This window comes from Lysinibacillus sp. ACHW1.5, assembly GCF_022014815.1.
Classification (GTDB): domain Bacteria; phylum Bacillota; class Bacilli; order Bacillales_A; family Planococcaceae; genus Lysinibacillus; species Lysinibacillus capsici.
Map to the genome: position 1 here is coordinate 266,387 of NZ_CP091777.1, position 12,647 is coordinate 279,033.

Consider the following 12,647-nt stretch of genomic DNA (forward strand, 5'->3'; position numbering starts at 1 on the left):
CACAATTGAGGGAGAGAATTACATGACATACATTGTAAAAACAAATCAGCTTACGAAAGTGTACGATGGAAAGGAAGTTGTTTCTGCTGTCAATATGAACGTTAAGAAGGGAGAAATTTATGGATTTTTAGGTCCAAATGGTGCGGGTAAAACGACTGTTATGAAGATGCTAACTAATCTTACGAAGCCTACAAGTGGGGATGTAGAAATTTTGGGGACGAAATTGACGGATAAATCCTATGAAATACTAAAAAGAATGGGGACAATTATTGAATATCCTATTTTTTATGAAAAATTAACGGCTAGTGAGACCCTGGAATTACATTGTGAATACATGGGTTATTATGATAAGAAAGAAATTGCACATGTTCTTAATTTAGTAAAGTTATCGAATACAGAGAATAAGCAGGTTAAAGATTTTTCTCTGGGAATGAAGCAGAGATTAGGTATCGCAAGGGCCATTATTACAAAGCCAGAGTTACTTATATTAGACGAACCAATTAATGGATTAGACCCAGTAGGGATAAAGGAGTTAAGAGAGCTTTTCAAGATGCTTTGTAAAGAGTACGGTATAACCATTATTATCTCTAGTCATATTCTGGCTGAAATAGAACAATTGGTCGATACAATAGGTGTTATTAAGAATGGAAGGCTCATCACGGAGGTAGCAATGGATACTATTAATCGTGATCAGGTCAATTATACCGAAGTGATTGTAAGTGATGGGAAAAAGGCAGCGTTTATTATTGAAAGCGAATTGAACATTACTAATTTTAAGCTAATGGATGATAAAACGATACGTATATACGACTCAACTGTATCCCAAAAAAGCCTATCTAGAGCATTAATTGAACATAACGTTGAGATTGAAGAGATTAGTAAAAAAACAAGTTCATTAGAGGATTATTTCTTAAAGCTAATCAATGGAGGTGTTGTCCATGCTTAATTTAATGCGTTTAGAAATGAAAAAATTTCATTTAGGTTCATATGTTAAAGGAGCCATTATCGCTAATTTTGTTATTCTTGGTTTCTTGTTTATGATTTTATTTATTTCTAAAGTTGAAGGAGACCCAGGGCTTGAAAATTATGAGGTTGCATTCAGTGTTATTGATTCATTTGTAAGAGCAGTTTTTATGATTTTTGCTTCTACGTTAATAGCTAAGTTAATCATCGGAGAATATAAATTTAAAACCATTACATTAGCCTTTATGTATCCTATAAGTAGAAAGAAATTAATGGTCGCAAAGCTTGCTATTGTCATGCTATTTACTTTCAGTATGATCATTATCTCCAATGCTCTTATTACAACCATTTTTTGTATCATAAGCGATCGATATGAATTAATTCCTGATGTACTATCAAGTTCTTTAATTATCCAGCAAATACCTTCTGTATTGATGAATGCGATTGCTGCCTCAGGTATAGCTTTAATCCCATTGTATTTCGGGATGAGAAAATACTCTATACCGACAACTATCATTTCATCTATTATAATTGTGTCTGTAACTTCATCAAATTCAGGTAACTTTACTTTAAACGATATTATTATTATTCCAATTACTTTAGCAATCGTGGGTCTTGGTATTGCTTATTTAGCCATTAGAAATATCGAAAAGGTGGACGTTTAATCAAAAAGATACCAGGTGCTCATTACTATAGAGTACCTGGCTTTTTGTTATCCAAAAATTGTTTCCCACAGTAAGTAAATATTTAACGTAACAACAATGACTACGACAAACCAACCTAAAACAGTTGTAATACGGTGATTAACTAAGCTTCCCATGATGTCTCGTTTACTTGTAAACATAACCAGAGGGACAAGTGCAAAGGCAATACCAAATGATAAAACAACCTGACTAAGAACGAGAGCATAGGTAGCATTCACACCAGAGGCAATGATTGCAAGTGGTGGCACCATGGTAATCGCTCTACGTAAATAAAGAGGTATTTTTCTTTGAATGAAGCCCTGCATGACAACATCACCTGCTAAAGTCCCTACAGAGGAGCTAGCAAGCCCTGCAATAAGTAAACCAAGACCAAAGGAAATGGCAGCCATTGGGCCGAGCGCCTCTTTTAAGCCATTGTAGGCAACATCTAAATCTTCAACTACAACGCCTTGGGTATGGAATACTGCTGCGGCAATTATGAGCATGCTCATATTGATGGCACCAGCAATAATCATAGCGATGATAATATCGATAAATTCAAATCGAAAAATGCGTCTTTTTTCTTCTTCATTACGACCAATAATACGGCTTTGTGTTAAAGAGGAATGTAAGTAAATAGCATGAGGCATAACGGTTGCACCTAAAATACCTGTTGCTAATAATAGTGAATCTACACCTTCAAAGTGTGGCGTGAACATGCCAATCGCTACATCACCCCATGCTGGCTGCGCTAAAAATGTTTGGAAGGCAAACGCCAATACAACAATTAAAACCATGCCAGAAATACCTGCTTCAAAGGCTCTAAATCCTCTTCTTTGCAACTCTAAAATAGCGAATGAACCCACTGCTGTAATCAATGCGGCGGGAAGCATTGGGATATTAAAAAGTAAATAAAGCCCTAGTGCTGCTCCGATAAATTCCGCGAGGTCTGTGGCAATGATGACCAATTCCGCCTGTATCCATAAAAAGATAGATGTTTTTTTAGAAAAATGCTCGCGTGCGACTTCAGGTAAATTTTTTCCTGTGGCAATCCCAAGTTTGGCAGACAGGGACTGAATTAACACGGCCATTAAATTAGAAAAGGCTATAACCCAAAGTAGCAGGTAGCCGTATTGAGAGCCTGCTGTAATATTTGTAGCAAAATTGCCAGGATCAATATAGGCGACTGCTGCAATGAAAGCAGGTCCTAAAAATGGCAAAAATCTTCGCCAACCTTTTATATCTCCATCTAAAACCGCCTCTGCAGACGATTTTGTGACTCGTTTGTAAACCATATTGTTCCCTCGTTTCAAAAAGTATCATTAGTGAAATAAAGTTTCCTATAGGAAAATAAGATATTAGTATTCTAACGCTAGGAATAAAAAAAGTGAAGTAGTTTGCTTTATCCTTCTAAAATAAGTATGCTCTTTTGGATGAAGTGAATGAGTAGAAAAATTAAATTGCAGGAAAAATTCGAAATTTATAGAACTAATGAAATGAAGAAGGGAGACAGGGTGATGGATATGGTATGGGTAAAATCAAAAGTAACAATTCCACGTACAGTGCCAAATGTATTAGAGAGGAAGAAATTATTTTCTATTTTATCTAACAATCGAATGAAGAAACTAACCATTATACGGTCAGCCGCAGGATACGGAAAGACGACTCTTTTAAGTCTGTGGTTGAAGCATATTGATGAATCGGTAGCATGGTTTACTATCGATCAGAATGACAATGATCCTGTGAAATTTTTAAAGTACTTAATACATACATTATCTTTTAGCATATTGAATGTAGAACAAAAGTTAAACAATATATTAGATGAAACACCACCTTTTGAAATAATTATAGATACAGTGTTAAACGATTTGAATACATATAAAGAAAATATTCATATTGTTTTTGATAATTTTCAAGAAATCCACAACCCTCAAATTCATCAAATTATCAATCGACTTATTGAATATTTACCAGCCAATGCACGGATCTATATAACCACACGAACTAATTTAGAACTTTCACTAGCAAAATGGCGTGTAAAAGGTTGGATACTAGAAATCGGGACGGGTCAATTATGTTTTGATTTAGAAGAGCTACAATCTTTCTTTAATTCTGTTACTAATGATGAACAGAAGGATGCGCTGAAGCCTTTATTAAAGACTACAGGGGGCTGGATAGCAGGTATCCAACTGATAAAGCTATCAACAGGTGGAATGATAGGTAATCTTAGTAGTGAAGAAATTTTAGGCAAAGCTAGTTCATATATACATGAGTACTTCATGCAAGAAATTCTTTTAATATTACCTCAAGAATTGCAAGATTTTCTACTAAGAACTTCCATTTTAAACTACTTAGATCCGAGTGTTTGTGCATCCATCACGAACGGATTAGATAGTTTAACTACATTCTCAGAGCTGGAGAAAAATTGTTTGTTTATCGAACAAGTACAAGCTCATCCACCCGTTTATCGTTACCAAACTTTATTTAGGCATGCCCTACAGGTAGAATTTCAAAGGCAATATTCCTATGAAATGATTACCTCTATTTATTACGAAGCAGCCACTAATTTATGCCAAGGAGAAGACTATGTAGCGGCAATTGAGCTTGCTTTAAATGGCGAATTATACAAGCTTGCACATGAATGGATTCAAAAATATTTAGTCGAAATATTTGCCGAGGGACATACTCTATTATTCGGGCAGTGGATACAGAAATTAAGGAATGCGCAGTTTCCAGTAGATATTAATATGCTTGTCTTATATATTACTACTCTGTTTTCAACCCATGAAATTGATCAGGCGAATAAAATCATAGAGGAACTACTTTTAAAACAAAATAAATTGAAATGGATGGATGGTTTTCAATTTATTGCTGTCTCAAAAATCTTTGAAATTTTGAATGCTTATATTGGTTATATGGAAGATGGGGATATTGAAAGGGCAAAAGTAGGCTTACAAACACGTGTAAATGTAAGAAAGAATAAGTCATCTTTATATGATATTTCATTAAAATATAATCAATTTGAACCTAGAATTTTACGTACTTTTATAGGTGCAAAAGGAAAATTCTTACCAGTAGAAAAAATGGATGAACTGATTAGCGTGTTGAATGAAAGTGAAATAAGGGAGCGAAATATTACAGGCGTTACCTATGGATTACTAGCTGAAATTTTGTATGAAATAAATGATTTAGATAGGGCAAGTAAAGAGTTAGAAATCGGTTTACAATATGGTTTGCATTTTCAAGATCCAGGATTATTTATACCAATGTACTTATTAAAGGCACGTATTTATATGACTAAAAAACAATTCGAAGAAGCACATCTGTTATTGATTGAAGCTATGAAGGAAACCGATAAACCTTATTGGATCGGAATGCTCTATATTATGAAAGCACAATCTTATTTATTGGAAGGAAATATTTCATATGCGCAACAGGAATTTTTTAGAGTGACGGATTTTATCAATTATAGAATTGCATCAAAAAATCCCTTTTATTTATTAGTTGAGGGTAAAATTCTGTATGCTAAAAACCAACTGGAGGAAGCATTGCAAATTGCTATTCGTTTAAAAGAAGGAGCAATTCAGGAAAAGCAAATCGTTACGCTTATTGAAGCGGGTCTGCTAGAAGCCATTTGTCATTTTTCACTTGGTAAAGAGGATTGGGCTTTAATAGTATTACACGATGCTCTTGAACATGGACTGTCATATGGGTATTACCGTACATTTATAGAAGAGGATTCTATCTGGCCATTACTTAATAAATACTGGCGTCTACGTCAGCATAGTAAGGGAGATACATTTATGTCAGTGCCGTTAGCCTATGTAAATAAACTATTACAGAATGACAGCAAAGAAGATGAGTTTTTCGCTAACTTTACTGCAAGAGAAAAAGATGTTCTACAATTACTTGCAGAAGGTGCTTCTAATAAGGAGATTGCACAACAATTGCAGTTGACAGAGGGAACTATTCGTATATATTTAACAGGAATTTACAGTAAACTAGGTGTGAAATCTCGCACGAAGGCCATATTATGGGCAAAAGAATGGCTAGGCTTTTAAAGTTGTTAAAGAGAAAGGAGGTTTACATGATGCCAAATATTTTAGTAGCCTCAAAAACAACAGTCCCTCAAACGGGCAAGCAAATTATAGAAAGAGAACGATTAAATGCTATTCTACATCAGTCAACAGCAAAACTTATAGTAGTACAAGCACCAGCAGGGTATGGTAAAACCACTTTTCTAAGTAGTTGGTTTCAGCAACTTGAGACGGCAGTTGCATGGTATACGGTGGACCAAACAGACAATGATCTAAACCGCTATTGGAAGTATTTAATTCATGCTATTGGTCACTCCTTACAGCCAGAAGCTGCCTCTCGGATTAATTCTATACTCCATGCTCAACCACAGTTACCATTAGAATTTTTAGTGGACTCTCTTTTAAATGAATTATCGCTATCTACTAAAAAGATTCATATAATGATTGATGATTATCATCATATTCATAATGTTACTATCCATCAAGCGATGATTCGACTAATTGATTTCTTACCTGAACATTGCTTTATTTATTTGACTAGTAGATCATCTATTTCATTACCGATTGCAAGGTGGAGATTAAACCATTGCTTGCTTGAAATTGGTTTAGAGCATCTACTTTTTACGTATGAAGAGACAAAAGAATTTTATAAAAATTTAAATAAAAAGCTGGATGTAAAGGTACTTCAAAAGGTTTTTGAGATAACAGAGGGCTGGCCAACAGGGTTGCAATTGACTAATTTAGCAGGTTTCCACAATGTAGACAAAGAGTTTAGAGAAAGTAATTTATATGTGTTCCAATATTTAATGAGTGAGGTTTTTTCCAAACTAGCACCACCCCTACAAATCTTTCTTCTTTATACTTCACTTTTAGAACAATTAACCGCTGATACGTGTAATGTCCTAACAAACCGTACCGATGCTCACCTAGTCTTATTAGAGCTTGATCAACAAGGTTTATTTATTAGCAGAGTAGAAGCAAAAGAACAGGTTTTTCGATATCACAATTTATTTAGAGAAGCATTGCGCCAAGAGTTGAGCAATCGTTTTACTCAGCAGGATATTATTTTTTTATATGAAAAGGCAGCTGTAGCTTTATATAATAATGGGAATTTTTTATCTGCTATAGAGCTTGCTTTAAGCGGCAACGTATTTATGTATGCTGAACAATGGATTCAGGAGCATCTTGTAACATTCCTTTCCTGTGGTCATTCCACATCCTATGTAAAATGGATTGATACATTTTTGTCTAATGGCTATGAGGTACACCCAGAGTTGATGGTAATGTATGCTTATACACTTGCAGCATTACACAATTTAGAAGATGCTTATCAGACGATACTAGAACTAGAACAAAAGCATAGGTCCAATCAATGGATGAATAAAAGTGAGTATGCATCCGCTGTCGATGATTTTCTAGGTGTGAAAGCCTATGTTTTTGTGATGAAAAATGGAGACCTTTCTCAAGCTGGGGAATACATTCGACAAAGACTGGAGAGAAATCCAGTCGGGTCCAAATGGGACGCAATATTTATCCAATATAATCAAACAGAGCCAATGTTGTTTAGAACAAATATTGGATCTCGAGGAAAGTTGCTTTCAGATGAACAGGCTATGTCTTTTTTTGCTAAGTTTAGAACAGGGAAATTTAAAAACTTAAGTATGACGGGCTATAGCTATGGCGTGCGTGCAGAAAAATTATATGAGTGGAACCAATTTGCTGAGCTATCAATAGAATTAGAGGAAGCTATACGTTCTGGACATCAATTTCAAGATGCAGGATTGTTAGTACCGATGTATATTCTTAAAAGTAAAATGGCTGTGTTAGAAGAGCAATATATAGTTGCTCAAGGCGTTTTGGATCATGCAATTGAAGCTGTCAATGAACGCCATTGGATTAATAGTATAAGAGTGATGAAGGCACTTTTATTTTTACGTGAAGACAATATTGTCCAAGCAGAACAGGAGTTAGCTAAGGTCAAAGAAAAAGTAGATAAGGATACGCCATTTTATTTGCTAGTAGAAGCACGTTATTTACTCATGAAAGGACATCCACTAGCAGCACAGCAATTGATTAGACAGGTACAATCGCAGGCACAACAACAAGAACAGCTATCCACTCGTATAGAAGCCACAATATTATTAGCCATATGTTTGGGTGAGCAAGGACAAGCAGATGAGGCGTTAGAAACGTTACACCAAGCATTGAAATTAGCTGAACCTTATAACTATATAAGAACTTTTTTAGATGAGAATAAAATTATTCCCCTTATGAGGGACTATATTGATGTTTGCCAGAAGCATGCTAAAGAAGACTGGGATGAAGTAATCATTAGCTATGTCTATCGATTACTGAATTATGTTCAAGAACTAATACCTGTATTAGAAGTTCTTTCTACTCGTGAACAAGAAATATTTTCACTACTTTCAGAAGGTGCTTCAAATAAGGAAATAGCAGAGCAACTATTTTTATCTGAAGGGACCATACGCGTGTATCTTTCAGGAATTTACAATAAGCTAGGAGTAAAAAATAGAGCCCAAGCATTGTTATTAAAACAATCCAAATAAAACAAACCGCTATCAATTTATTGATAGCGGTTTGTTTTTAATTAGTGAAAAATTAACATTCCTCAATAGTAGAAGTAAATTGATTTTTTTAAGATAAAGAAGAGTGTTTTTCTTTATAAGGATAAATGTATGGAAACAAAGGAAAGGGGCTATTTGAAGCTGAAAATTTACAGAAGGAGAGAGGATGAATGAAGAAAAACATTACCATTATGCTTATTGTATTACTGCTCTTTTTCCAATGGGGACAATCCCTGACCTATGCGAATGAACAAAATGACATAGAAGAAAAAGCTAAAGAAGCAGGGGGAAATGAAGTAGATAATAAGAGTGAGGTTGATGTTCATGAGCAAATAGATAACGATCGTGATTTAACCAATTCCAATACAAGCGAATTTGAGATACAACCAAATAGCGCAGGTGTAACGATTGTAAAATATTTAGGTGCGGGGGGATCAGTGGTTGTTCCTGAAACCATTGAAGGGAAACCCGTAACAATAATAGGAAATCTCGCGTTTTATGAATCTAACCTAACAGAAATAGTGATTCCTGAAAGCGTAATAACGATAGGCGATTGGGCTTTTGCCAAAACTCAACTAAGCACGATTGTGATTCCCGATAGTGTGGAGGATATAGGACGTTGGACATTCCAAAATAGTAAATTAACAAGCGTAACCATTTCAAAAAACCTCACCACCATAGGAGCTCAAGCATTTTATGGTAATCAGTTAGTACATGTGGACATCCCTGATGGTGTTACGGCTATAGATTATCAGGCTTTCTTTGGAAATCGATTAACAACTGTAAATATTCCTGATAGTGTAACAATAATAGGAGCCCAAGCTTTTACAAACAATCGGATAACAAATATAAAGATTCCAAATAGTGTAACAAGCATAGGAGATGAGGCTTTTGGCTATAATCAGTTAATTAATGTCGAACTTCCAAACAGTATAACAAGTATAGGAAATTATGTATTTGATAGTAATAGGTTAACAACTGTAAATATTCCCAATAGTGTTACTAGTATAGGGATAGGAGCATTCCAAGCTAATTACTTAACGAATGTAGAACTTTCAACTAGTCTTCTTAGTATAGGGAATCTCGCGTTTTTTGGTAATAAGTTAAAAACTATAGTCGTTCCTAATAATGTTATAAGTATAGGTGATTGGGGATTTGGTCAAAATCAACTAACATCTATACAACTTCCTAATAGTCTTCTTAGTATAGGAAATCTGGCATTTTATGATAATCAATTATCGACTGTATCGTTCCCAAACAGTTTAACGAGCATTGGGGATAGGGCATTTGAATATAATCGGTTACAATGGGTTCAATTTAATAGCCCATTAATGTTGGGAGTAAATGCATTTAACAGCCAAGGTAGTACTTTTGACGGTTGGTACCAAGATTTATCATGGGTAACAAAATGGGATGTAAATGTAACACAACCCTTGAGAATTTATGCCAAGGGGAATGTCCAACAGTACACAGTTACATTTGAAACAAATAGTGATGGTACTACCATAGAAGAACAGAAAGTATTGTCTGGGGAAAAGGTGGTAGAACCCGATGTTCCAGTGAAAGCAGGTTTTACATTTGATGGTTGGTATAAGGATGAAGAATTGAATAAACCCTGGAATTTTAATACAGATGTGATAACAGAAAATAAAATCTTGTATGCAAAATGGTTAAAGAATTCGCATACTGTCACATTTCACTCTGATACAGACATTACAACTGTCGAAGTACCAGAAGGAGCGCTACTCAGCAAACCGAGTATTCCAATAAAAGAAGGACATAAATTTATTGGCTGGTTTAATGAAGAACGTACTACAGAATGGAACTTCGACACATTTAGGGTAACGTTTGATATAGATTTATATGCTGTGTGGTTGAAAAATGTATATGGTGTCAGATTTGAAGCAGGAAATAGTACTACCCCTATAATAATTGTCGCAGAATATGGAGATAAGTTGGAAGAGCCAGAACCGCCAATCTTAGCAGGACAAATATTTGCGGGCTGGTATAAAAACCCTGCTTTAACTAAACTATGGGACTTCGCAACAGATGTGGTCACAGAGCACACAACTTTATATGCAAAATGGGATATAGTGCAACAACAGTATGTGGTTCAATTTGAGTCAAATGGTGGAAGTCCGTTACCTAGCCAAACTATAAATTCTTATATGACGGCTACTAAACCAGAAAATCCCGTAAAAGTTGGATATACATTTGCAGGCTGGTATAAGGATAAAAAATTCACAACCCTATGGGAATTTGAAATAGATAAAGTGACAGAAAATATAACCTTATATGCGAAATGGGATTTAGTACAGCAATATGAGCTTAAATTTGAGTCAAATGGTGGAAGTTCAGTTCCAAGTCAAACTTTTACTTCTCCTATGAAGGCTACTAAACCAATTAATCCAACAAAAACGGGGCATCTATTTGTAGATTGGTATAAAGACGCAGAACTCCATAGTCTATGGAATTTTGAGATAGATAGGGTGACGGAGGATACAACTTTATATGCAAAATGGGAAAAGGTCATCACACAATATACGGTGGATTTCGAAACAAATGGAGGTAGCACAGTAGTATCACAGAAGGTAACTGAAGACACCTTAGCAATAAAGCCAGCAGACCCAACAAAAGCTGGATATGAGTTTGCAGGTTGGTATACAGATGCTGTATTCAGTACACCATGGAATTTTACAACGGATAAGGTAACCGAAAATACAACTTTATATGCAAAATGGGAAAAGGTCATCACACAATATACGGTGGATTTCGAAACAAATGGAGGTAGCACAGTAGTATCACAGAAGGTAACTGAAGACACCTTAGCAATAAAGCCAGCAGACCCAACAAAAGCTGGATATGAGTTTGCAGGTTGGTATACAGATGCTGTATTCAGTACACCATGGAATTTTACAACGGATAAGGTAACCGAAAATACAACCTTATATGCTAAATGGAAAAAGGTAGTCGTACAGTATACGGTGAATTTTGAAACGAACGGCGGAAGTGCGATTCCGTCTCAAAAAGTTACTGACAAAGCTAAAGTGACTAAGCCAGCAGATACTACAAAGGCAGGTCATATATTGATAGGGTGGTATAAAGATAAAACGTTGAGTATCCCATGGGAATTTGATATAGACGTGGTAACCGAAAATACAACTTTATATGCAAAATGGGAAAAGGTCATCACACAATATACGGTGGTTTTCGAAACAAATGGAGGTAGCACAGTAGTATCACAGAAGGTAACTGAAGACACCTTAGCAATAAAGCCAGCAGACCCAACAAAAGCTGGATATGAGTTTGCAGGTTGGTATACAGATGCTGTATTCAGTACACCATGGAATTTTACAACGGATAAGGTAACCGAAAATACAACTTTATATGCAAAATGGGAAAAGGTCATCCCACAATATACGGTGGATTTCGAAACAAATGGAGGAAGTGCAGTAACATCACAGAAGGTGATTAAAGATACCTTAGCAACAAAGCCAGTAGATCCAACAAAGGCAGGTTATTTATTTACAGGCTGGTATAAGGATATTGAACTGACGATACCATGGAATTTTTCTAAAGATGTAGTGAAGTCCAATATCACATTATATGCTCATTGGGTAACAGACGGTTCATCGGGTGGTGGAGGAAGTATATCTCCGAATCCAACCCCGATACCAGAGCCAGCCATACCTGAAAAACAAGAACCTAGACCTGAAGAACCAATTGATCCACAACCAACAGAGACAACACCCCAACCAGAGCCAGATATCATCTTCTCAGATATTTCTAAAGGACATTGGGGCTGGGCGATGATTCAGGAGATGGCAAAGCAGGGCATTATTACAGGCTATCAAGATGGCACCTTCAAGCCAAATGCACCAATTCAGCGCCAGCATGCTGCCCTGATATTAACAAGAGCGTTAGCGCTAGAACCGAAAAAAGACGCACGAGAATTTGACGATATACCTAAAAACCATCTCTATTTTGGGGTAATCGATCAGGTGCAACAAGCAGGTCTGTTTGAAGGCATAGATGGGGATTTCCAGCCAACTACTAATATGACACGTGCCCAGATGGCAAAAGTATTAGTCCTTGCCTTTAATTTAACTTCATCGAATAAAGATACTTTCAAGGATGTGCCAAAAACACACTGGGCACATAACTTTATAGCTATACTCGCAGGAAATGGGATCACAATTGGAAATAATGGCAACTTTAGACCAAATGATCCTGTAACACGTGCGGAGTTTGTAGCATTTTTGTATAGAGCTTTGCATCAATAATTAAAAACCTCACCAATCGCTATCCATAAAGCTTTTGGTGAGATTTTTTTGTTCAAATTATTAACATTACTCAATAGTGCGTAAGGATGTAAATTA

At 35.8% G+C, this 12,647-nt stretch carries 6 protein-coding genes; 5 read left to right on the forward strand and 1 reads right to left on the reverse strand.

Annotated features, from left to right (window positions below; all coding sequences use genetic code 11):
- Positions 1-22: 22 nt before the first annotated feature.
- Both L6W14_RS01310 and L6W14_RS01315 read left to right on the forward strand, forming a co-directional pair.
- Positions 23-946, forward strand: coding sequence for an ABC transporter ATP-binding protein (locus L6W14_RS01310; protein WP_237899110.1), 924 nt, complete (start codon positions 23-25; stop codon positions 944-946).
- Entirely contained in the window at positions 939-1,628 is a 690-nt protein-coding gene (locus L6W14_RS01315) for an ABC transporter permease (protein WP_048391929.1), read from the forward strand. The genes L6W14_RS01310 and L6W14_RS01315 overlap by 8 nt, the downstream gene beginning before the upstream one ends.
- Before the next feature lie 47 nt (positions 1,629-1,675).
- Here the strand turns inward: L6W14_RS01315 and L6W14_RS01320 are convergent, their stop codons facing one another.
- Positions 1,676-2,941, reverse strand: a complete 1,266-nt coding sequence (locus L6W14_RS01320; protein WP_131522384.1) for an Nramp family divalent metal transporter — start codon at positions 2,939-2,941, stop codon at positions 1,676-1,678.
- Between the two features lie 222 nt (positions 2,942-3,163).
- Here L6W14_RS01320 and L6W14_RS01325 point away from each other — a divergent pair, with 222 nt between their 5' ends.
- The 3 genes from L6W14_RS01325 to L6W14_RS01335 all read left to right on the forward strand — a co-directional run bounded on the left by L6W14_RS01325 (position 3,164) and on the right by L6W14_RS01335 (position 12,551).
- Positions 3,164-5,707, forward strand: a complete 2,544-nt coding sequence (locus L6W14_RS01325; RefSeq protein ID WP_237899112.1) for a winged helix-turn-helix domain-containing protein — start codon at positions 3,164-3,166, stop codon at positions 5,705-5,707.
- 29 nt (positions 5,708-5,736) lie between these two features.
- On the forward strand, positions 5,737-8,250 hold the full coding sequence (locus tag L6W14_RS01330; RefSeq protein ID WP_237899114.1) for a winged helix-turn-helix domain-containing protein: 2,514 nt from the start codon (positions 5,737-5,739) through the stop codon (positions 8,248-8,250).
- Positions 8,251-8,438: 188 nt separating this feature from the next.
- A complete protein-coding gene (locus tag L6W14_RS01335) occupies positions 8,439-12,551 on the forward strand; it encodes an InlB B-repeat-containing protein (RefSeq protein WP_237899116.1) in 4,113 nt (1,370 codons plus the stop codon).
- The last annotated feature ends 96 nt before the right edge of the window (positions 12,552-12,647 follow it).